A 21,138-nucleotide genomic window follows, 5' to 3' on the forward strand; every position below is an offset into this window, starting at 1 on the left:
AGAAAGGGACGAACATATGGATTTCTTCACAAACATGGAACAACACACGGGAGTAAAACTGAACGATGTCCAGAAGCAGGCGGTTCTTCACACGGAGGGCCCGCTGCTCCTGCTGGCCTCGCCGGGATCCGGGAAGACGACGACACTGAATATGAAAATCGGCTACCTGCTTCTTGAAAAAAAGGTGAAGCCGGAGCGGATCATGGCGATTACCTTCAGTAAAGCATCAGCCCGGGATATGTCTGAGCGTTTTGACCGGTTTTTTTCTTCCCTCACGAATGAAAAGGTCCACTTCTCAACGATTCACAGCTTCGCCTTTCAAGTCGTCCGGGAGACGCTGCAGAAAAGAGGAGAACCCTTCCAGCTGATAGAGGGTAATGTCAGTGATGAAGAACTGAAGAAGGGTTTCCATGGACCGGATGTCCCGCTTCACAAAAAGTTTATTTTGAAAAGGATCTATGAGGATATCCATCAGAAACAGATGTCCGAGGATGAGATGGATGAGCTGATGACTTACATCAGCTTTGTGAAAAACCGGATGCTGTCAGGGAAGGAGCTGGAGAAAGTTTCGTGTCAGGTGAAACAGGCTGCTGATATGTATAAAGAGTACGAGCGGTTTAAAAAACAGCATGTTCCTGATCGGCTTCTGCTCGATTTTGACGATATGCTTACGTATGCTCATCAGTTCCTTTTGGAAGACACAGAGCTACTGAGCCGTTATCAGCGCCGCTTTGAATATGTGCTCACCGATGAAAGTCAGGATAACAGTGTGGTCCAGCATGAAATCGTGGAGCTTCTGGCACGTCCGCACAACAATTTGTGCGTCGTTGCGGATGATGATCAGTCGATTTTCATGTGGCGGGGATCCGACGTAACGAAGCTGCTGCAATTCGAGAAGGTTTATCCGGATGCCACCGTAATGACGATGTCACAGAACTACCGGTCGTCCAAGGAAATCGTGGAGGCGTCCAATCAGTTTATTAAACGGAACAAAAACCGCTATCCGAAGCAGATGTTTACGGAAAATCCGTCCAATGCGCCCATCCAGATGCAGACGTTCAGTAATTATGACCAGCAGCTGACCTATGTCGCGGAAGCTGTGAAAGCGGCCTCTCCGGGGGAGGAAACGGCTGTTTTATACCGGAACAATTCATCAGCGGTTCCACTGGCAGATAAGCTTGATAAGGCAGGCATCGATTTTTATATGAAGGATATTGACGCCAAGTTTTTCAAGCACTGGATCGTTGAGGATATATTGAACTTCATGCGCTTCAGCTATAACGATCAGCGGGTGGATATCCTGGAGCGGATTCATACGAAATTCAACGGCTATATCACGAAAAAGCAGATCGCTTTTTTGAAAAGAACACATATCTCAACCTCCATTTTTGATGTGTTGAGAGAAGAGGATATTCCTTCGTATCAAGACAAAAATCTCGCTCAGGCAAAAAAGATGTTTCATGAAATGAACACCATGGAGCCCGGCAAGGCCATTCGTATGATCCGAGGTAAGCTCGGTTATGACAAGGCGGTCACGAAAATGTGTGAGAACTTCGGCTTCAATGCGGAGCATCTATTCGGCATTCTGGACACCCTTGAGGAAATTGCCCACGGTCTCGGTTCATTGAAGGGCTTTGCAGACAGGTTGAAGCATCTTGAACAACTGATTCAGACGTCGAAGTACAACAAAAATAAAGCCCCCCTGACTCTGACGACCTTCCACAGCGCTAAGGGGCTGGAATACGACAATGTCTATATGATCGACCTCATTAACGGGGTAGTGCCGTCCAAGGATGACATGGAACGGTATCGAAGTGAAGACCGCGCGCCTATGGAGGAAGCTGTCCGGTTGTTTTACGTCGGCATGACGCGGGCACGCTCGCATCTTGAACTCCTTTCCTACAACTATAAAGGCAGTGAGAGGGTTACAGAGTCCATTTTTCTTATGAATGTCCGCCGCATTATCCAGCCGGAAGGGGAGAAGAAGAAAAAGGCGCCGGTCCGTCCGGCTGTCGACTTATCGGATGAATCGTTACTAAAAGAAGGCGAGATGGAGCTTGGGTTGAAGGTGTCCCACCGGAAATTCGGAACAGGCGTCATTTCCGAATTTGGCGGGGATCAAATTGGGATTCAGTTTGAGGAGCACGGATATAAGGAGCTGCTGCTGACGTTCTGTCTTGAGAATGGCTTGTTGAAAAAAGAGTAGATACCGGCGGTTCTGGAGGTTCAGAAGGCCGATCTCCTCTTGCCTGCATAATAATTATTCAAAAAACTGCCGGGGATGATCCCAGCGGTCTGAAGAGGGTACCCGTCAAAGGGTATCCTCTTTTTTGAAATTTCTTCACAATCCATTCAATCCTAAGAAGAGTGGACCGATAGTCATGAGCAGGGATACAACCGTAAGGGTGATCAAGGCACCGCGTGGAAGCTTCCGTCTTTCTTTTTCTTTGTACCATCCACTAAATTGAAGGTAATTCCTATATATAATAAATAAAAAGACCCATACGCCGGCTGCTCCAACCACTCTGTATGGATCCGAAACATCGACAGCTTCGTAAAGCGGTCCAAGCACGGTAGACCAGAGTAGTGCTCCAATTAGTGGAAGCAGCAGGAGAATACGGAGAAGTTCAAGGAGCATCCATGCTGTTGTTTTCACAGAGATCCCTCCTTTTTTATGACAGTGTAGTCTATTTTGAAGATGTTGGAAAGAGTCAAGCGGCCCGTCCGGGTTAATGGGGGATCGCGTTGCGGAAAGCTGAATGACAGAGGTGAAGGGATGAAAACAAGGTGGATTCTCGGCAATCAGCTGTGTCATAAGCGGCCGATCGTTGCGGATGTAGACAAGGAGAATGATATTTAAAATAGCAGAACCTCATCTGCGGGCGGCGTTGGAGACGTATCATAAGCAGAGGGAAGAGAAAAAGCAGGCGCTCAGGAAGAAAGCGTCATTCTTGAAAAAACAGCTCCAGGACGGACGCTTTCATATGGAACAAACGTACAGGAGGACTGTGCGTTTTATTTTTATTGACAATGATAATCGTTATCAATTATGATGTAAGTGTGAATCAGGAAGGGAGAGAAGACAATGCAGGAATGTTTGTTTGTTGTCAAATCCTTTACGTATGAAAAAGGAAGTCGTCAATGCTCGTGTCATCAAACGATCCGGTTTGAAAAGGGAGATCGTTTACATATTGTTCAAAATCCATACGCAGTTGCCAACCGTGGCTGGTACGTGCTCGTGCGAAAAAATGAGGGGGGCGCTTTTCCAATGTCCGCCCAGTTTGTCCAGGACCTTTACGACCGCCGTGCAGTCTCTACGAAGATGGATATCCAGCTTGCTCTCAACTATCACACGTATAAAATCAATCAGGCTTTGGAATGTAAAGATGAGGTGAGTTTCCGGACACATGCACGTCTCCACGCCCGGCTTTCCGGTTACCTTGAAGACAGCCTCGTAAAGGGTGTGTAACCCATGGCACGAATTTTTATTGGCTTTGCCAGCATGTCCGGGAATACGGAGGAAATGGCGGACTTGATCAAGGGGCGTCTTGAGGGAGATCACGACATCCACTTGGATGAAATAGAAGAAATCGAGCCCGATTTTCTCGTCGGTTTCGATGCGGTCCTTTTAGGATCCTATACATGGAATGATGGGGATCTACCTTATGAAGTGGAAGATTTCTATGAAGATCTGGAAGACATCGATCTGACAGGTAAGTGTATTGCTGCCTTTGGATCAGGGGATACCTCCTACCCGCAGTTCTGTGAAGCTGTGTCCCTTTTTGAAGACAGGTTAACAGCTGTCGGTGGTGAGCGGATGACGAAGGGATGGAAAGTGGATATGCATCCCGATAAGGAAGAAGACTTGACACGTCTGCAGGTTTTTACAGACGAAATCATCGAACACCTTGGACGATTGATACAATTGAAATAAATTTTTCAAAAGTGGCTTTTTACAGGGGAGCGTTTACATGCGCGCCCCTGTAGGAAGCTTCTTTTTTATAGGATGGATTGGAAAATTAATGGCAGAACTTTTTTATTTCTCACGGGGTTTTCCTGTGCTATACTCCCTCAATGTGGCTTTTATAGACCATAAATTGTTTGATAATTCAAAGGATTACGTAGAAAAGGAGTATCATCATGATTTTCACACAAGCCCTTATCCAAGAGCCTATGGCGGTCTTCGCCTATTTAATAGCCATCGTCGGCATTGTTTTCATGTTAGCGACGGTTGATTATGCACCACTGAAAAAGTTCTTCGGCTATCTGCCGCCGTTGATCTGGATGTATTTTCTTCCGATGCTGTCGACGACATTCGGCATTATCCCGCAGAGTTCTGACCTTTACAGCTTCTTAAGTACTTATATGCTTCCAGCAGGTCTGCTGCTTCTTATGATCAGTACGAACGTTCCGGCCACTTTGAAACTCGGCGGAAAAGCGGTCCTCGTTTTCCTGGCAGGAACTCTCGGAGTCGTCGTCGGCGGCCCGGTTGCTTTCGCCCTGTTCCAAGGTGTGCTTCCTGATGAAGCCTGGCGCGGAGTCGGAGCGCTTGCCGGAAGCTGGATTGGTGGTACCGGCAACATGGGTGCCATGATGGAAGCCTTCAAGACCCCGGATGATATTTTAAGTCCGATTATTCTGACCGATACACTCGTCGGAATCGGCTGGATGGGTGTCATGATTTCCCTGGCCAACTTCCAGGATCGGTTCAATAAGTGGAACAAGGCAGATAACTCTACAATTAAAAAAATCAACGAAGATATTGCTACCGACGTGGCACGCAACGCTAAACCGCTGGAGCTGCCACAGTTGTTCGCGATTCTGGCGGTCGGTTTTGCCGGTTCATACTTGATCCGTTTGTTTGCTGATTTGTCATTCATCCCGAAATCTGATGTGATGAGCACATCTACTTGGACATTCCTGCTTGTTACTGCTGTTGGTATTCTGCTTTCCTTTACGAAGGTGCGGAAGCTTGAATACTACGGTGCCAGCAAAATTGGGTATATGGGAATTTATCTGTTCCTTACCGGAATAGGGGCTCAAGCGAATCTTGCAGATATTGTTCAAGCTCCTGAATTTCTCTTAATGGGAGTGGTATGGCTTTCTATTCACATACTCTTTATTTTCACTGCTGCCCGTCTGCTTCGTGCTCCATTGTTCTTCGTCGCTGTCGGTTCACAGGGGAATATTGGTGGGACAAGTTCTGCGCCGATTGTAGCGTCTGTATTCCAGCCGGCTCTTGCGCCTGTCGGTCTTCTCATGGGAATTCTCGGAAATGTCGTCGGCATGTACGCCGCCCTCCTATGCGGCCAGCTCGCCCGGATGATTGCCGGGGGTTGATCAAAAGCCTGGCTCCTTACAATTGTAAGGAGCCAGGCTTTTTTTATACTGTCCATGCGCTGAAGAAAAATGAGTCGTGTGAATTTACAAGACAGCTACCTTACTATAATACTGAATTAACATTCTCTGTTTACTATAGCAATTGACAAGTGGATAGCTTTTTATGATGAGACCAGAGAGACCATCAACAAGAACAGTTTCTTTCCGGGAGTGGAATGGGAGGGGCTGAGTTTGTTCATGGTCTTTTTTATTTGGACTAAAGGGGGATACTGCCATGGCGGATCGAGCACTTATAGAAGCACTGCAGAATGATCGTCTCATTGCATCAATTAAAAGTCCGAAAGCGCTGGACGCTTTCCTGAAAACGGATCTCCGTACAGCCTTTTTATTATTTGGAGATTTGTCGATGATCGGCAAATATGTCCGGCACTTAAAGAACCATGACCGAAGAGTGTATATTCATCTTGATAAAATCCAGGGGATCAGCCCGGATACGGAAGGACTGAAGTTTCTGCACAGGTTTGCAGACCCGGATGGAATCATAACGACAAAGAGTCAGCTGATTCAAAAAGCTAAGAAGTTGAATCTATCTACGATCCAGCGTCTTTTCATGGTGGATTCGGATGCATTCCAGCATGGATTGGATTCCATTAACAAAGGACGCCCTGATGCCGTTGAAATGATGCCCGGATTGATTCCATCCATGATTGAAAAGGCGAAAACCCATGTTGATGTCCCTATTGTTACGGGTGGGCTCTTTGCGGAGTATGAGCAGATGAGAATGGCGCTTGATCATGGCGCATCAGCGGTTTCTACAGGAAACCCTGATTTATGGAATACCTCCCAATTGCAAATGGAAGGAAGTGGAACTCAATGAAACAGGTAAAGCTGGATGGTCTTTATAAAACGTATGACGGCACAACGCCGGTTTTATCGAATGTGAATGCCACCATTGAAGCAGGGGAATTTTTTGTACTTGTCGGTCCCTCCGGCTGCGGAAAAAGTACACTGCTTCGGATGATTGCCGGTCTGGAGGAAACGAATGGGGGCGCGATTACAATTGGAAACAAGCGGGCGGATCAGCTTATGCCGAGTGAGCGGGATCTTTCCATGGTATTTCAAAATTATGCTCTCTACCCGCACCTGACTGTTTTCGATAACATCGTCTTCGGGCTGCACGTAAAAAAAGTACCGAAGGAAGAGAGAAAAAGACGGGGCAGGGAAACAGCGGAAATGCTCGGTTTGACCGACTACTTGAAGCGTAAACCCCGACAGCTCTCGGGGGGGCAGCGTCAGCGTGTCGCCCTTGCCCGGGCCATTGTGGACGAATCTCCTGTGTGTCTTATGGATGAACCGCTCTCCAATCTGGATGCTAAGCTCAGAGCACATATGCGTGCCGAAATTAAACAGATTCAAAGAAGGCTTGGACTGACAATTATTTATGTGACTCATGATCAAGTGGAAGCCATGACGATGGGAGACAGGATCATGGTTCTGAACAAAGGGGTTACGCAGCAGATCGGAACACCCCTCGAAATTTATAACCAGCCGGCCAATCCCTTCGTAGCTACGTTTATTGGTTCCCCTCCGATGAACATAGCGGAAGGGGAAATCAAGGATCACAAGCTGTTCATTGAGGGACTTGGTCCCATACCACTTCCAAATGGAGGAGCCATTGACCAGACGCATGTGTATGCAGGAATCCGTCCTGAGGCTGTTCGTTTCGTCCATGATCCAGTGAGGGAAAAGGGGTCGGGTCTGATCGAAGTGAAAAACGTCGAAGTGCTGGGGAATGAGACCGTTCTTATGTTCACCGCAGCCGGCCGGGACTGGTACGCCCGATGGAGCGGGCAGTGGCCGGTGAAGCCCGGGGATCGGATTCCGGTCATGATTGATTATGCGGACGTCGCTTTGTTTGATAAAGCGTCTGAAAAGAGTATCAAGCATGGACAGAGTCCGGATGTTGCAGCTGAAATAAGCAGAGAGGAGGTCCTGTTATGAACAGCGCCCCTCTGACAAAGGAGAGCGGATATGAAGTCGGTGATCTTCCAGAGCACTCGGAAAAAGCGTTCCCACTGCGTAAGGATTTCTGGCAGGCAATGCTTTATCTGCTGCCATCCTTTGTTCTGTTCTCTGTATTCGTCTTTTACCCGATGTTCCGGACGATCTACTTAAGCTTCTTTCTTACCGATTATGATGGCATGCCTTCCGTATTCGTAGGTCTGGAAAACTATGCATACATATTTACCTCTGACGAATTTTTGAAAAGTCTGCGGGCTACCATTCTATTTGTCCTGATTACAGTTCCAGCGGGTGTAATCCTTGCACTGTTTCTAGCTTTGATTGCCAATGAAAAATTAAAGGGAATCGGCTTTTTTCGAACGATCTTTTCCTCAAATATGGGAATGTCGGTGGCAGCCTCTTCCGTCATCTGGCTGTTTTTGTTCCACCCGAGTCTTGGAGCTCTTAACCAGATGCTGAGCACGCTCGGGCTGAGTCAGGTGGAGTGGCTGCTTGATCCGACTTGGGCGATCATTTCCGTTTCTGTGACGACGATATGGATGAATACGGGTTTCGCTTTTCTCATAATCCTTGGAGGCCTCCAGAACATTGATGAGCATTTGTATGAAAATGCCGGCATTCAAGGAGCCGGCTACTGGTACCAGCTTAGGAGGATCACCCTGCCGATGCTGTCACCGACGATGTTCTTTATCGTCACGGTTTCCCTGATCAATGCCTTCCAGACATTTGGACAGGTGGATATTCTGACACAGGGAGGGCCTGCTGAATCAACGAATTTGATTGTCTATTCGATTTACCGGGAAGCCTTCGTCAATTATCAGTTTGGTACAGCGAGTGCCCAGGCGGTTATCCTGTTCGGCTGTATTCTGATTGTGACTATCCTGCAGTTCAAATTCGGTGAAAAGAAGGTGCATTATCAATGAGAATGAGGAAACGGATTACGTTGTACATCCTGCTGATTTTGTCCTCCATCATCCTGTTCTTTCCGACGGTCTATGCACTGATGGTCAGCTTTATGAATGGAAGAGAAGTGCTCTCCGGGGCTGTTCTTCCCAGCAGCTTTTCTTTGGACAACTATAAAAAAGCCTTTGAAAGTCTTCCGCTTCTCAGCTATTTATGGAACAGTCTTGTCATTTCCGCAGCCGTCATGGCAGGACAGCTGATTGTCAGTAGTCTCGCAGCCTTTGCTTTTGTTTTTATAAAATTCAAAGGAAGGAATGCACTCTTCTTTTTATTTATCTCAACGATGATGGTGCCATGGGAAGCGACCATGATTCCGAACTTCGTCACCATTCAGGAGCTTGGCTGGATCAACAGCTACTTTGGCTTGACCGTTCCATTTTTTGCGCTCGCATTCGGGACTTTCCTGCTGCGGCAGCATTTCAAAACGATTCCGAAAGAATTGGAAGAAGCTTCGCAGGTGGCAGGGCTCAGTCGGTTTCAATTTTTCTACAAAGTGGTCCTTCCTGTGTCAAAAACCAGTTTAGTTACGCTCGGTATTTATGGTTTTCTCACGACTTGGAATATGTATCTCTGGCCGCTGCTTGTTACGAATGATGAAACGGTACGGACAGTACAAATCGCTTTGAAACAGATGCAGACGAAAGAAGTCTCCACAGATTGGGGGGTGGTCATGGCGGGGGTTATCATCGTAGTGATTCCTACGCTGCTGTTATTATTCGGAGGGCAGAAGCAGCTTCAGAAAGGCTTAACGCAGGGAGCTTTAAAATAATGGGGAGGTTTCAATAATGAAACAATCGAAACGCTGGGGTCTGTTTGTATTCGCACTATTCCTTATGGTACTTGCTGCATGTAACAATGATACAGGAGCGGCTGCAGACAACGAAGAAGAGGATACAGCTTCTACAGAGGAACAGTCCAATACGGGAAATGCTGAAACTGGGGAAGCAGCGGCAGATGATGAGGCCACTGAGGTTACATTCTGGCATGCCATGGGTGGAGGTCCTCAAGAAGCATTGGAAGAGATTGTCGCTGATTTTAACGAGAAGAACCCGGAAATCAACGTCGTTCCTCAGTTTCAAGGTACGTACGATGAAGCTTTGACAAAGTTCCGGAGTGTCGGCGGAAGTAAGGACGCGCCGGCAATTGTACAGACCTATGAAATTGGTACCCGCTACATGATTGAAAGTGGCTTTATCGAACCTGTACAGACATTTATTGATAATGATGACTATGATACTTCTCAGCTTGAGGAAAACATTACAAATTATTATGCCGTTGATGGAGACATGTATTCCATGCCTTTCAATTCCTCCACACCAGTCCTGATTTACAATAAAGATGCATTTGAAGAAGCAGGACTGGATGCGGAAAGCGCTCCACGCACTTATAGTGAGATTAAGAATGCCGCTGAAAAGTTGACGAAAAAAGACGGTGGAAATGTAGAACAGTATGGATTTTCTATGTTGAATAATGGCTGGTTCTTTGAACAGCTTGTATACACGCAGGGGGCCTATTACGTTAATGAAGAAAATGGACGTTCCGGCGATCCTGCAGAAGCCGTTTTCAATGAAGAAGCAGGGAAGAATGTCTTTACATTCCTTGATGAAATGAACCAGGCTGGTACATTTGGGAACTTCGGATCCAATTGGGATGATATCCGTGCCGCATTCCAATCCGGGAAGACAGCTATGTACATGGATTCCTCTGCGGGTGTCCGTGATATTATTGACAACTCTGATTTTGAAGTCGGCGTCGCCTACATCCCTCACCCGGATGATGTGGAGCCTGAAGGAGTGGCGATCGGTGGAGCTTCCATCTGGATGACGAACAGCATGGATACAGAACAACAGCAGGCGGCCTGGGAGTTTATGAAGTATTTGACGACACCGGAAGTACAGGCGGAATGGCATGTAGAAACAGGTTATTTTGCGATAAACCCGGATGCATACGAAGAAGCTCTTGTACAGGAAGAGTACGAGATATATCCACAGCTTCAGGTTACAGTCAATCAGCTGGAAGATACAACATCAACAAAAGCTACACAGGGAGCATTAATTTCAGTTTTCCCGGAGTCCCGTCAGCACGTTGTAACAGCATTGGAAAAACTCTACCAGGGAACAGCTCCAAAAGACGCCCTTGATGAAGCAGCTGAACAAACGGACCGCGCCATCGAAATTGCCAATCGTTCCAATCAATAATAAAACAGACGAAACCATAAAAAAAGACTGTCGAGAAAGTTCTCGACAGCCTGAGAAGCTGCCATACCGGCAGCTTCTTTTACTTAGGCAGATTTTTCTTCTTGTTCTTCTTCAGAATCTGATTCAGCCGCTTCATTAAATTCTTCTCTAAACGACTTGAGCAGACTGACGATCATCAACAGCAGTATGATGGTTAACGGGAACCCGCTGATGATCGCTGCGGCCTGTAGACCATCGAGTCCCCCGGCTCCCATTAAGATCATGGCAATTGCTGTCAGGATAATTCCCCAGCTCAATTTCATAAAGAATGGAGGGTTCAAGCTTCCACGGGATGTCTGCATCGCAAGGACGAATGTGGCGGAGTCTCCAGATGTGATGAAAAACGTCATGATCAGGATCACCGCTACAAAGGAAAGCAGGCCGCTGAATGGAAGCTGGTCAAAGACATAGAACAATGAAGATTCCATGGACTGACCGGCTACGTTGACGCCTTCCACAAAGTCGAAGTAGATGCCGGCTCCACCGAAGACGCCGAACCAAAGGGTACAGACAAGAGCAGGAGCAATAACAACCGCCACAATAAATTCACGTACGGTACGTCCCTTGGATACACGGGCGATAAAGGAGCTCACAAATGGTGTCCAGGAAATCCACCAGGCCCAGTAGAAAATCGTCCAGTCTTTTACCCACTGGTTGTTTTCTGCATCAAACGGGCTGAAGCGCATCCCCATCTGAACGAAGTTCTGCATATAGTTTCCAAGAGTTGTGGAATACGTTTCCAGTACAAACCCTGTAGGTCCGAGCAGCAGGAAAGCTGCAAATAATACGACAGTCAGAATCAAGTTGATGTTACTGATGTATTTGATACCTTTAGAGAGGCCGGAAGCTGCTGAATAGATAAACAGCACGGCTGTTACTCCCATGATGATAAGCTGGACGCCGTAGTTGTTCGGCACACCCCATAGATACTCAAGGCCGCTGTTGATCTGCTGGGCACCTACACCGAGTGAGATGGCGACACCAAAGATGGTAGCGAAAACAGCGATGATATCGACGATATAACCGGCAACACCATTCATACGGTTACCGAAAAGTGGCGTAAGGGTAGCACTCATAAGCCCCGGCTTATCTTTTTTAAATTTAAAGTAGGCAAGCACGAGGGATACAATCGCGTAAATGACCCAGGCGTGCAGCCCGTAATGCAGATAGCTGATTTCAAGACCGAGTTTAGCTGATTCGATCGTCTGTGCATCTCCCACGGGTGGGTTGGCATAGTGGGTGACCGGTTCTGTCAATCCGTAGAACAGCAGGGTAATCCCCATACCGGCACTGAACAGCATCGCAAACCAGGTCGGAGTAGTATATTCGGGTTTATCATCCTTTTTACCAAGTTTGATTCTCCCGTATTTACTGAAGGCAATGATGAAAGAAATAATGAGCATGAAGGTGACGGCGAATTGATAGAACCAGCCAAAACGGTCAAGGATTCCATTCCGAATCGTCATCATCGTATTTAAAAGGTGGTCAGGGAAAATCGCTCCCCAGCTTACAAACACAATTCCTATTGCTAAAGCAATCCAATACATGGGTGAAAGTTTATTCACGTTATTCCTCCTGAAATGTTTATCTCGTTCGTATAGTTCGTTCAGAAAAAACTTTATAAAAAGTGCATAAACAGAATTATATACGACGCTAAACATAAAATCCAGAAGTTCACAAAAAGAAGAAATATTCGTAATATTAAAACTCCCTGTCCTAAGACAGGGAGTTTTAAGGGATTCAGCTGGTGCTTCCCCGTAGATCATTTTCGATTTCTTCCAGGCTTCGCCCTTTCGTTTCCGGTACATATGTGTAAACGAATAGGAACGCGAGTATACCGATGACTGCGAATAGAACGAATACCCACGCGGTTCCAATGGCACCGAGTAGAATCGGGAAGAAGAGAGAGACGACCAGGTTGGCAGCGGACAGCAGCAGTGTCGTAAAGCCTGTAGCAGCCCCTCTCGCCTTAGTCGGAAACAACTCCGGCAGCATGACCCAGACGACTGGTCCCCATGTAGCGGAGAAGAAAATGATGAACAAGCCCAGAAAAACGACCGTCAGCCAGGCGATGGCTGTAGTAAGCTCTGCTGTGAACAAGATGGCAGCCAGAACAGCAAGACTTGTGACCATGCCGGCGTTCCCGATCAGCAGCAGTTTCTTCCTTCCAAGTTTATCAATCGTTGCAATAGCCACGAGCGTCATCAATACGTTCAGTACTCCAATTCCAACGGTACCAAGGATGGATGCGGAATCGGCCAGTCCTGCTTCTGTAAAAATGGTAGGAGCATAATAGATGACCGCATTTATCCCGATCAGTTGCTGGAATATAGCGATTCCGCTTCCGACAAGAAGCATGGGGCGGACCCATTTAGCTTTCAGGACATCCCATGTGCCTTCTTTTTCCGCTTCGATTTTCTTCATTTGTTCCATTTCTTTCTCGATTTCTTTCTCGTCTCTTGTCAATCCCATCACTTTGCGCGCTTCTTTCTCCCGATTCTGTTTAAGGAGCCATTTCGGGCTTTCCGGCATGAACATGACGCCTACAGCAAGAACGACGGCAGGAACCGCAGCTAGACCGAGCATCCAGCGCCATCCTTCAACAGGTGAGAAGGCATAGTTCACGAGATAGGCAAGGACGATCCCGATGGTAATCATCAACTGGTTCAACGACCCCAGCGCACCCCGTGAATCCGTCGGGGCCATTTCCGATAGATAGACCGGTACAATGGCCGTTGACCCGCCGACTGCCAGTCCTAGTATGACCCGGCCTGTGACGAGCATGGGAACGTTCGGTGCAAACGCAAGGACAAAAGACCCGCCTATGTAGATCAAAGCGATCGTAAACACCACTTTTCTTCGTCCGAACCGGTCGGAAACGTAGCCGCTCAAACCTGCACCAACAATAGCACCGACGAGGAGAGAACTGACGACGAGCCCTTCCAGGAAGTCTGTCAGTGGGATATCATCACTGATGAATAAGAGGGCTCCGGAAATGACACCGGTATCATATCCATATAATAATCCGCCAAGGGCACCGAAAAAGAAAATCCACCCTTTGCTTATTGAACGATTCATAACATGACCACCTTTTTTAATCTGCTAAATGGGTTCTACCACGAAATCCTTTGTTAAAAACAATGCTGTCTTCCTGGTTTTTCATGATAGCGATTTCATTAACCTCTGGTATGGGGATTTTGGATCAGTGAAAAATATTGATGCTTTCTTTCTGTTATCAGTGGATAGAGATGGGTTTCGTCTTTTTAGCAGGTCACAGGATGAAAAACGGGATTTAGCTCAGACTAAAAGAAAAGCACGCTGATACAGAAGGTTTTTCGTGCAATCCAAATTGGAGGAGTCAGTATGGCGGACAATTCTCAACTTTCTTCTGCCGAAATCGGGACGTTATGGATGACCTACCAGCAAAAGACCATGATCCTCAGGATGCTGGACTATTTTATAGAAAAAGCGGATGACCGGGAAGCGGAAAAGATTATGGTCCATCTGCAGAAGGACATTGAACCCTATGTGGAGAAGATAGAAAAAATATTTGAAAAGCATGGCCTTGAAGTGCCGGTTGGATTTACGAAGGACGATGTGACAAAGGAGGTTCCAAAACTCTACGATAATGGTTTTGATATCATGTTCGTCCGGCTTGTGAAAGAAATCAGTATGGGGATGCATACGCTGAACCTGACGATGTCTTATCAGAAGAATATTATTGAAATGTACCGTGAACTAACCTACCTTACACAAAAATATTATGAAAAGTGCACCCAGTATCTGCTTGAAAGAGGACTTCTTCCACAGGCTCCTTATGTCTCCATCCAAAAGCCGGTGGAGCATGTACAGGATAAGGACTACCTGAAAATGTTCAAGCCGGTCAAAGGGAGACGCGCATTGAATACAGTGGAAATGACCCATATCCATCACGCGATTGAGTCCAATATCATCGGTATGCAGATGATTTACGGTTTTTCACAGGTGGCCAAAGAACCTGAAGCGAGAAAGTACTTCCATGAAGGTGGGGAGCTGGCTAAAGGGATTGTGAAGCAGCTGACGACGATCATGTTTGAAAATGATACGCCTGCGCCGATGACCCCGGGCGGCAATGTCACCCAGTCTCATCTCTCCCCATTCTCAGATAAAATGATGCTTTATTGTGTCAGTCTGTTCTGCAGCTTCTCGTTAGGAGGGAACTCGCTGGGGACAGCCTTCAGTCTCCGGAATGACCTGCCTGCGAAACTTTCCTTATTTATGAAGGATATTTTTGAATATGCCCATAAAGGGGCAAAATTGATGATTAAACACGGATGGATGGAAGAGCCTCCCCAGACAGAAAAACATTAATCATCTTCCTGATTGAATAAAGAGGCTTTTTAACGGGAAGGTACATGGTAGTCTGAATGGGAGGGTGTAAACCATGAACAAAATGAACCGAGGAATTGTTACAGCACTGTCAGCGATCGGAATCGCGCAGGCATTGAAAATTGTCACACATAAACGAGTGCACGGCGTGTGGGACGTGAAACAGGTGGCGACCACCGGCGGGATGCCAAGCTCCCATTCTGCCGGTGTAGCCGCGCTTGCCTCTTATATTGCAGCGAATAAAGGGTCTCGTCATACAGAAACCGCCCTGGCCGTTATTTTTGGTGTCATCGTGATGTATGATGCTCAGGGCATCCGCAGACATACGGGAGAAATCGCCCAGCTGGTTAACGACCTTGAAGATAATGTCGCTCAAATATCCGGTGATTTTCCCAGCCTTGAATTTGTAGAGCGTGAAAAAGAATTGAAAGAACTGCTTGGGCATCAGCCTGTGGAAGTCCTGGGAGGGGCCCTTTTAGGTATTGCGCTCGGTTATGCTTCTGCACGCGTGGAAGGATAAGCGTCACCCTCATGTAAGGAGGTGGAGCTTATGAGAAAAACAACGGGTTCACGTTCACGGACGAACGTGGATGAAGTGAAGCGATTGAATGCGTTGTCCGGCCTTTCGTACAACCAGATCAAAGAAAGGCTGGCGAAGAGCCATAAGTCATAAATTATGGAAAGACCCGGCATATGGCCGGGTTTTTCATGTTTAGGGACATCGGAAAATGGAGAGATGAAAAGAACAAGGAGGGGTATCCTATGTCCATCAATCAAACGATTCTGCTGTTATTGATCGGTTATCTTATCTTCACCCTGGACAAAAAGCAGGAAAACCTTCCTGTTCCCATGATCCTTGTGTTTATTGGGATCGGTTTGTCGTTTCTTCCCTATTTTTCAACCATTGAGGTAACGGAGCATCTGATTTATCATGTATTTCTTCCCGCTTTACTATTTGTATCCGCGTACCGCTTCTCACCGGAAGGGTTCAAAAGAAACAGCCAATTGATCATCTTTCTAGCTTCCATCGGCATCATAGTAACTGTGGGAATTCTTGGAGCTGCGATTTATGCAGTGAGCGGTCCATTTCTTTCCCTGTCCTTGACAGGGGCGATGCTGATGGCAGCTGTTCTGACTCCGACAGATCCGGTTTCTGTCGTGTCGATTTTGAAGAACTCGACAAGTGATGACAAGATGGCGGACGTTGTGGAAGGGGAGTCCCTTTTAAATGACGGAACGAGCATTGTCATTTTTTCTGTTCTGATGGGGATGTACACAGGAAAGTCCGATGTTTCCCTGCTGTCCTTTTTTGGTGAGTTCCTACTCGTTTCCCTCGGGGGAATCGCTCTCGGGGCGGCCTTTGGCTGGTTGATCAGTAAAGGGGTCCATTACACGCACAACCGTGAATATCAGGTCATGCTGAGCATCGTCCTGGCCTACGGGATTTTTAACCTGGCTGAATATACCGGGGTTTCCGGTGTGCTGGCCGTCGTATCCGCCGGTCTGATGCTGTCCTTTGAATACGGAAGAACGATTAAGGAAGAGCACTTTAAAGAAACTCTGGATGGTTTCTGGGGAGTTGTAGAAACGTCTGCCCTTTCTTTATTGTTCCTGTTGATTGGTGTCGAAGCCGCAGGGTATCTCGTTTCGACGCTCTGGGGGCTGGCTGCTGTCGTTTTTCTTCTGTCTATAGTGGTCCGGTTCATCGTCATTGCTGGTTCTACGCAGCTGTTCCCCAACTGGCGGAAGAAAATCAGCTGGCGCGAGTCTGCTCTATTGACATGGGCTGGTTTAAAAGGAACGATGTCCATTTTTCTGATTTTATCATTTGAAGCTGAAGTGGATGGGGGAGGTTCTTTTACAGCGCTTGCCTTCGCTGTTGTGATCATCTCGCTTATCCTTCAGAGCGTAGGTGTTGCACCGATTTCCAAAAAATTATTGAAAGCATAAACAAACCGGGGTCCCACCAGGATCACGGTTTGTTTATGCTTTAGGAACAAGATGGATACTGGTTAATTTACGGCATTTGGAAAAGGATAAAAGAAAGAGTTCAATCGATTGACATCGACATATCATCTGAATTATGATACGTAAGTCATTAAAACTTACAACTTTACTTGGTTTTACGGAGGGAAAATAAAATGAAAAAATTAACATGGTTATTATCGATCGGTTTTCTTGCCCTTGTTCTGGCTGCCTGCGGAACAAGTGAGGATGAAAACCAAAGTGCATCGGAAGGGGAAGAGTCCTCTGAAACAGAAGGGAATGGAGATGAAAACCTACTGAAAGAAATCCAGGACAATGGGGAACTCGTCATTGGAACAGAAGGAACCTATCGTCCGTATACGTTCCATGATGATAATGATGAATTGACCGGTTTTGATGTGGAAATCGCCAGGGAAGTCGCAGACCGTCTCGGAGTAGAAGCCGTATTCAATGAAACGAAATGGGATTCCATGTTTGCTGGATTGAATGCCGGACGTTTTGATATGGTAGCCAACCAAGTCGGAATCAGGGAAGATCGTCAGGAGAAATATGATTTCTCCAATCCTTACATCCAGACCTCAGCTGTCGTGGTGACCAACAAAGACAATGATTCCATTCAATCCTTCGAAGATTTGGAAGGCGTCAATACAGCTCAGTCTCTGACAAGTAACTACCGTGATATCGCAGAGGCCAACAAGGCTGAAATTACAGGTGTGGAAGGTTTTAACGAATCCATGCAGATGATTGCGAGCAACCGCATTGAAGCAACGGTCAATGACCGCCTGTCTGTTCTGGACTATATGCAGCAGCGCCCGGAGGCTCCGGTGAAAATTGCCGCTCGTGCGGATGAAGCTTCTGAAAGCGGCCTGCTGTTCAGAAAAGGAAACGAGGAGCTTGTGGAAGCTGTCAATGAAGCCTTGAAAGAAATGAAGGAAGACGGCACATACCTCGAAATTTCTGAGAAGTGGTTTGGTGAAGATGTATCTAAGTAATCTATTCACCAACCCTGACATGCAGGAAAAATACCTGGACATTTTTACAAGCTCTTTTCTCCCTTTGGTGAAAGGGGCTTTATATTATACGATTCCTTTAACTCTGATCACCTTTGCCATTGGGATCGTGCTTGCCGTTATTACAGCGTTGATGCGTTTGTCGAACGTGAAGTTTTTCCGGGGCGTGGCCCGCGCTTATGTTTCCATCATTCGCGGCACCCCGCTTCTCGTGCAGTTATTCATAATCTTTTTCGGTCTACCGTCTCTTGGCGTGACCATCAGTCCTTTTTATTCAGCGATTATCGGTTTCTCCCTGAACATGGGGGCTTATAACTCTGAAATTATTAGAGCAGCTATTCTATCCATCCCGAAAGGACAGTGGGAAGCCTCCGAGTCCATCGGGATGACAACCGCACAGGCGTTGAAGCGTGTCATTCTGCCGCAGGCGACGCGGGTGTCCATCCCGCCGCTTTCCAACTCGTTTATCAGTCTGATCAAGGATACGTCTCTCGCTTCAACCATCACGTACACGGAAATGTTCCGGAAATCTCAGGAAATTGCTGCTCAAAATTACGAATTTCTACTCGTTTATTCCGAAGCAGCCCTCATCTACTGGATGATCTGTGTGGCTCTGTCGTTCGTTCAGGACCGGGTTGAAAATCGAATGGAAAGATATGTCGCAAAGTAGGAGGCTGATACAATGATAAAGGTAAATCAACTTAATAAATATTTCGGTGACCTTCATGTATTGAAAGATATTGATATGAACGTGAACCGCGGGGAAGTCGTCGTTGTTATCGGACCTTCGGGGTCGGGGAAAACGACGCTGCTTCGTTCGTTGAACATCTTGGAGACCCCGGAATCCGGTGAAATCACCATTGGGGAACGCTCCCTTGATTTCAGCCGTCCCCAGAAGAAAAAGCAGCTGGTGGAATTTAGGAAGCAGACCGGGATGGTGTTCCAAAACCATAATCTTTTCCCTCATTTAACCGCTGTCCAAAATGTGATGGAAGGTCCTGTAACGGTTCAGAAGACACCTAAAACAGAAGCGAAGAAAAAAGCGGCTGATATTTTGAACAAGGTTGGATTGGGGGACAAACTGGATGTGTATCCCCACCAGCTTTCCGGAGGGCAGCAGCAGCGTGTCGGAATTGCCCGCGCTCTGGCGACAGGTGTGGAGGTCATCTTGTTCGATGAGCCGACATCTGCTCTCGACCCTGAACTTGTAGCGGACGTTCTTGACGTCATGAAGGAACTGGCGGAAGAAGGGATGACGATGGTCGTCGTCACCCACGAAATGAAGTTCGCCGAAGAAGTAGCGGACCGTGTTATTTTCATGGATCAGGGAACCATTGTGGAAGAGGGGACACCGGATGAGGTGTTTCATTCTACCAAGGAACCGCGGACCCAGCAGTTTCTTCAGCGGATCGGACAATAAACAAGAATCCGGCTTTTTGAGTAGAGCTGCAGACTGTCGAGAAAATTCTCGGCAGTCTTTTTTGATGGATCCTGTAAAATGGACGTACCGCTGCCCTGTTCAATCATCAATTGGTCAAGTCACAGGATTTGTCCGCCTCCTGCCACGGCACCAAAGGAGCGTGACTATCCACATGAAAGATCTTAAGCATCAAGGGAAGAATTATGTTAGGGTTAACGATAACACTACTATGAATAAAGGAGATTCCATGACACAGACAGGATGGAACTTAAAGCACAGCTATCAACTGCTGCCGGAACATTTTTATGCCAAAGTGGAACCGACACCAGTCAAAAATCCGGCCTGCGTCGTTTTTAACGACGATCTGGCTGCAGAACTCGGCCTTCCGGATGATTCCAAACAACGCCCGGAAATATGGAGCGGAAATGAGCTTCCAGACGGAGCTGACCCGATTGCCCAGGCCTATGCTGGCCACCAATTCGGTCAATTCACGATGCTCGGGGACGGCCGGGCCGTCCTTCTCGGTGAACAGGTCACGAATAAGGGAAGACGATTTGATATCCAACTGAAGGGGTCCGGACGCACCCCGTTTTCAAGACGTGGCGATGGTCGTGCAGGACTTGCCCCGATGCTGCGGGAATACATGATTAGTGAATCCATGTATGGACTTGGTATTCCGACGAATCGGAGTCTGGCTGTCACGACAACCGGAGAACATATCCAAAGGGAAATTGAAATTCCAGGAGCGGTTTTAACCCGCGTTTCCAGCAGCCATCTCCGCGTGGGCACGTTCCAGTATGCTGCCGGCCTTGGTGATGTGGATGCGCTTCGGCTTTTGGCCGATTACGCCATCCAGCGCCACTATCCTGAAGTGGCAGGAGACGAAAATCGGTATGCCGCTTTTTATGAGAAGGTCGTGGAAAGACAGGCGGCTCTGATTGCCAAATGGCAGCTGACAGGTTTCATACACGGGGTGATGAATACTGATAACATGGCGATCAGCGGGGAGACGTTTGATTACGGACCTTGTGCGTTTATGGACGTGTACCACCCGGAAACAGTATTCAGTTCCATCGATGCTCAGGGGCGGTATGCCTATCAAAACCAGCCGCCTATTGGTCAGTGGAACCTTGCCCGTCTCGCGGAGGCCTTGATACCGATTCTTGATGACGAAGAAGAATCCGCTGTGGAAACGGCTCAGGAGATCCTCAGCCGCTATGGATCCTATTTTCAAACATACTGGGTCAACGGGATGAGGAATAAGCTCGGATTCTTAAGTGAAGAAAGCCAGGATCGAGCCTTGATGGATGATCTTCTGGATATCATGAAAAAGCAGGAAGCAGACTATACAAACACCTTCAGAGCGTTGACTCTTGATCGACCGGAAGAGCTGCCGATGTATCATTCTGTCGCTTTTTCAAGCTGGTATGATCAATGGAAAAAACGTCTCGAACGACAGGAGCAGCCGCTGCACCTCGCCTTTGAAACAATGAAGAAGGCCAATCCTGCCATTATTCCCAGGAACCATAGAGTAGAAGAAGCGTTGGAAGCAGTCATTCAAGAGGATGACTATTCGGTGATGCATCAGCTGATGGAACAATTGAAAAATCCTTACGCCTATTCCGATGCGCAGGTGGATTACGCCCAGCCTCCAGAGCCGTCAGATCAGCCGTACCGCACGTATTGCGGCACATAAAGAAAACCGGTCTCTTCTTTGAGACCGGTTTTTTAATGGATGTACGTTCCTGACCCTCTCTGCATAAGATAGGGCGAGATTGTAAGGAAGGGAAGA

21 protein-coding genes are annotated in these 21,138 nt (G+C 47.3%); 18 read left to right on the forward strand and 3 right to left on the reverse strand.

From position 1 onward, the window contains the following. Window positions 1–34 precede the first annotated feature (34 nt). Window positions 35–2,206, forward strand: coding sequence for an ATP-dependent helicase (locus H615_RS0114205; protein ID WP_244877757.1), 2,172 nt, complete (start codon window positions 35–37; stop codon window positions 2,204–2,206). A 135-nt stretch (window positions 2,207–2,341) separates the two neighbouring features. Here the strand turns inward: H615_RS0114205 and H615_RS0114210 are convergent, their stop codons facing one another. Continuing rightward, window positions 2,342–2,656: a hypothetical protein gene (locus tag H615_RS0114210; RefSeq protein ID WP_051254717.1), complete on the reverse strand. Its 315-nt coding sequence runs from the start codon at window positions 2,654–2,656 to the stop codon at window positions 2,342–2,344. Window positions 2,657–2,849: 193 nt separating this feature from the next. Here H615_RS0114210 and H615_RS0114215 point away from each other — a divergent pair, with 193 nt between their 5' ends. The 9 genes from H615_RS0114215 to H615_RS0114255 all read left to right on the forward strand — a co-directional run bounded on the left by H615_RS0114215 (window position 2,850) and on the right by H615_RS0114255 (window position 10,523). Then, window positions 2,850–3,053 (forward strand): hypothetical protein, encoded by a 204-nt coding sequence (locus tag H615_RS0114215; protein WP_027955774.1) that lies wholly within the window; start codon window positions 2,850–2,852, stop codon window positions 3,051–3,053. A 32-nt stretch (window positions 3,054–3,085) separates the two neighbouring features. Then, window positions 3,086–3,469: a hypothetical protein gene (locus H615_RS0114220; protein ID WP_027955775.1), complete on the forward strand. Its 384-nt coding sequence runs from the start codon at window positions 3,086–3,088 to the stop codon at window positions 3,467–3,469. A gap of 3 nt (window positions 3,470–3,472) precedes the next feature. Next, window positions 3,473–3,934: a flavodoxin gene (locus tag H615_RS0114225; protein WP_027955776.1), complete on the forward strand. Its 462-nt coding sequence runs from the start codon at window positions 3,473–3,475 to the stop codon at window positions 3,932–3,934. Window positions 3,935–4,140: 206 nt separating this feature from the next. Then, window positions 4,141–5,340 carry a DUF819 family protein gene (locus H615_RS0114230; protein ID WP_035532266.1) on the forward strand — a complete coding sequence of 400 codons (1,200 nt, stop codon included), beginning with the start codon at window positions 4,141–4,143 and terminating at the stop codon, window positions 5,338–5,340. A 274-nt stretch (window positions 5,341–5,614) separates the two neighbouring features. Continuing rightward, window positions 5,615–6,217, forward strand: a complete 603-nt coding sequence (locus H615_RS0114235; protein ID WP_051254718.1) for a glycerol-3-phosphate responsive antiterminator — start codon at window positions 5,615–5,617, stop codon at window positions 6,215–6,217. Further along, entirely contained in the window at window positions 6,214–7,341 is a 1,128-nt protein-coding gene (locus H615_RS0114240) for an ABC transporter ATP-binding protein (protein WP_027955779.1), read from the forward strand. The genes H615_RS0114235 and H615_RS0114240 overlap by 4 nt, the downstream gene beginning before the upstream one ends. Further along, window positions 7,338–8,285, forward strand: coding sequence for a carbohydrate ABC transporter permease (locus H615_RS0114245; RefSeq protein WP_027955780.1), 948 nt, complete (start codon window positions 7,338–7,340; stop codon window positions 8,283–8,285). Before H615_RS0114240 ends, H615_RS0114245 begins: the two co-directional genes overlap by 4 nt. Beyond that, window positions 8,282–9,094, forward strand: a complete 813-nt coding sequence (locus H615_RS0114250) for a carbohydrate ABC transporter permease (RefSeq protein WP_027955781.1) — start codon at window positions 8,282–8,284, stop codon at window positions 9,092–9,094. Before H615_RS0114245 ends, H615_RS0114250 begins: the two co-directional genes overlap by 4 nt. A 16-nt stretch (window positions 9,095–9,110) precedes the next feature. After that, window positions 9,111–10,523 (forward strand): ABC transporter substrate-binding protein, encoded by a 1,413-nt coding sequence (locus tag H615_RS0114255; protein WP_027955782.1) that lies wholly within the window; start codon window positions 9,111–9,113, stop codon window positions 10,521–10,523. Between the two features lie 83 nt (window positions 10,524–10,606). Here the strand turns inward: H615_RS0114255 and H615_RS21420 are convergent, their stop codons facing one another. Both H615_RS21420 and H615_RS0114265 read right to left on the reverse strand, forming a co-directional pair. After that, the gene (locus H615_RS21420) at window positions 10,607–12,127 is read right to left on the reverse strand and encodes a BCCT family transporter (RefSeq protein WP_340689475.1); all 1,521 of its coding nucleotides are present in this window, start codon (window positions 12,125–12,127) and stop codon (window positions 10,607–10,609) included. Between the two features lie 175 nt (window positions 12,128–12,302). Next, a complete protein-coding gene (locus H615_RS0114265; protein WP_027955783.1) occupies window positions 12,303–13,640 on the reverse strand; it encodes a sugar porter family MFS transporter in 1,338 nt (445 codons plus the stop codon). Between the two features lie 285 nt (window positions 13,641–13,925). On the opposite strand from H615_RS0114265, the gene H615_RS0114270 reads away from it, so the two are divergent. The 8 genes from H615_RS0114270 (at window position 13,926) to H615_RS0114310 (ending at window position 21,042) form a co-directional block, all read left to right on the forward strand. Beyond that, complete coding sequence (locus H615_RS0114270; RefSeq protein ID WP_027955784.1) at window positions 13,926–14,912, forward strand: DUF3231 family protein; 987 nt, start codon at window positions 13,926–13,928, stop codon at window positions 14,910–14,912. Between the two features lie 73 nt (window positions 14,913–14,985). Continuing rightward, window positions 14,986–15,450, forward strand: a complete 465-nt coding sequence (locus H615_RS0114275) for a divergent PAP2 family protein (RefSeq protein WP_027955785.1) — start codon at window positions 14,986–14,988, stop codon at window positions 15,448–15,450. Window positions 15,451–15,480: 30 nt separating this feature from the next. Next, complete coding sequence (locus tag H615_RS22825) at window positions 15,481–15,603, forward strand: hypothetical protein (RefSeq protein ID WP_277988105.1); 123 nt, start codon at window positions 15,481–15,483, stop codon at window positions 15,601–15,603. Between the two features lie 89 nt (window positions 15,604–15,692). Beyond that, window positions 15,693–16,880, forward strand: a complete 1,188-nt coding sequence (locus tag H615_RS0114285; protein WP_027955786.1) for a cation:proton antiporter — start codon at window positions 15,693–15,695, stop codon at window positions 16,878–16,880. 191 nt (window positions 16,881–17,071) lie between these two features. Beyond that, window positions 17,072–17,908, forward strand: coding sequence for an amino acid ABC transporter substrate-binding protein (locus H615_RS0114290; RefSeq protein ID WP_027955787.1), 837 nt, complete (start codon window positions 17,072–17,074; stop codon window positions 17,906–17,908). Further along, on the forward strand, window positions 17,895–18,596 hold the full coding sequence (locus tag H615_RS0114295) for an amino acid ABC transporter permease (RefSeq protein WP_027955788.1): 702 nt from the start codon (window positions 17,895–17,897) through the stop codon (window positions 18,594–18,596). Before H615_RS0114290 ends, H615_RS0114295 begins: the two co-directional genes overlap by 14 nt. Window positions 18,597–18,608: 12 nt before the next feature. Beyond that, window positions 18,609–19,346: an amino acid ABC transporter ATP-binding protein gene (locus H615_RS0114300; protein ID WP_027955789.1), complete on the forward strand. Its 738-nt coding sequence runs from the start codon at window positions 18,609–18,611 to the stop codon at window positions 19,344–19,346. Window positions 19,347–19,593: 247 nt separating this feature from the next. Next, window positions 19,594–21,042 carry a protein adenylyltransferase SelO gene (locus H615_RS0114310; RefSeq protein ID WP_244877758.1) on the forward strand — a complete coding sequence of 483 codons (1,449 nt, stop codon included), beginning with the start codon at window positions 19,594–19,596 and terminating at the stop codon, window positions 21,040–21,042. The last annotated feature ends 96 nt before the right edge of the window (window positions 21,043–21,138 follow it).

The organism is Halobacillus kuroshimensis DSM 18393, assembly GCF_000425705.1.
Lineage (GTDB): Bacteria > Bacillota > Bacilli > Bacillales > Halobacillaceae > Halobacillus > Halobacillus kuroshimensis.

What these genes read in the sequence shown, in the direction of transcription:
- H615_RS0114205 (WP_244877757.1), top strand. Translation starts at nt 35, where the DNA reads ATGGAACAACACACGGGAGTAAAACTGAACGATGTCCAGAAGCAGGCG.
- H615_RS0114215 (WP_027955774.1), top strand. Translation starts at nt 2,850, where the DNA reads ATGATATTTAAAATAGCAGAACCTCATCTGCGGGCGGCGTTGGAGACG.
- H615_RS0114220 (WP_027955775.1), top strand. Translation starts at nt 3,086, where the DNA reads ATGCAGGAATGTTTGTTTGTTGTCAAATCCTTTACGTATGAAAAAGGA.
- H615_RS0114225 (WP_027955776.1), top strand. Translation starts at nt 3,473, where the DNA reads ATGGCACGAATTTTTATTGGCTTTGCCAGCATGTCCGGGAATACGGAG.
- H615_RS0114230 (WP_035532266.1), top strand. Translation starts at nt 4,141, where the DNA reads ATGATTTTCACACAAGCCCTTATCCAAGAGCCTATGGCGGTCTTCGCC.
- H615_RS0114235 (WP_051254718.1), top strand. Translation starts at nt 5,615, where the DNA reads ATGGCGGATCGAGCACTTATAGAAGCACTGCAGAATGATCGTCTCATT.
- H615_RS0114240 (WP_027955779.1), top strand. Translation starts at nt 6,214, where the DNA reads ATGAAACAGGTAAAGCTGGATGGTCTTTATAAAACGTATGACGGCACA.
- H615_RS0114245 (WP_027955780.1), top strand. Translation starts at nt 7,338, where the DNA reads ATGAACAGCGCCCCTCTGACAAAGGAGAGCGGATATGAAGTCGGTGAT.
- H615_RS0114250 (WP_027955781.1), top strand. Translation starts at nt 8,282, where the DNA reads ATGAGAATGAGGAAACGGATTACGTTGTACATCCTGCTGATTTTGTCC.
- H615_RS0114255 (WP_027955782.1), top strand. Translation starts at nt 9,111, where the DNA reads ATGAAACAATCGAAACGCTGGGGTCTGTTTGTATTCGCACTATTCCTT.
- H615_RS0114265 (WP_027955783.1), bottom strand. Translation starts at nt 13,640, where the DNA reads ATGAATCGTTCAATAAGCAAAGGGTGGATTTTCTTTTTCGGTGCCCTT.
- H615_RS0114270 (WP_027955784.1), top strand. Translation starts at nt 13,926, where the DNA reads ATGGCGGACAATTCTCAACTTTCTTCTGCCGAAATCGGGACGTTATGG.
- H615_RS0114275 (WP_027955785.1), top strand. Translation starts at nt 14,986, where the DNA reads ATGAACAAAATGAACCGAGGAATTGTTACAGCACTGTCAGCGATCGGA.
- H615_RS22825 (WP_277988105.1), top strand. Translation starts at nt 15,481, where the DNA reads ATGAGAAAAACAACGGGTTCACGTTCACGGACGAACGTGGATGAAGTG.
- H615_RS0114285 (WP_027955786.1), top strand. Translation starts at nt 15,693, where the DNA reads ATGTCCATCAATCAAACGATTCTGCTGTTATTGATCGGTTATCTTATC.
- H615_RS0114290 (WP_027955787.1), top strand. Translation starts at nt 17,072, where the DNA reads ATGAAAAAATTAACATGGTTATTATCGATCGGTTTTCTTGCCCTTGTT.
- H615_RS0114295 (WP_027955788.1), top strand. Translation starts at nt 17,895, where the DNA reads ATGTATCTAAGTAATCTATTCACCAACCCTGACATGCAGGAAAAATAC.
- H615_RS0114300 (WP_027955789.1), top strand. Translation starts at nt 18,609, where the DNA reads ATGATAAAGGTAAATCAACTTAATAAATATTTCGGTGACCTTCATGTA.
- H615_RS0114310 (WP_244877758.1), top strand. Translation starts at nt 19,594, where the DNA reads ATGACACAGACAGGATGGAACTTAAAGCACAGCTATCAACTGCTGCCG.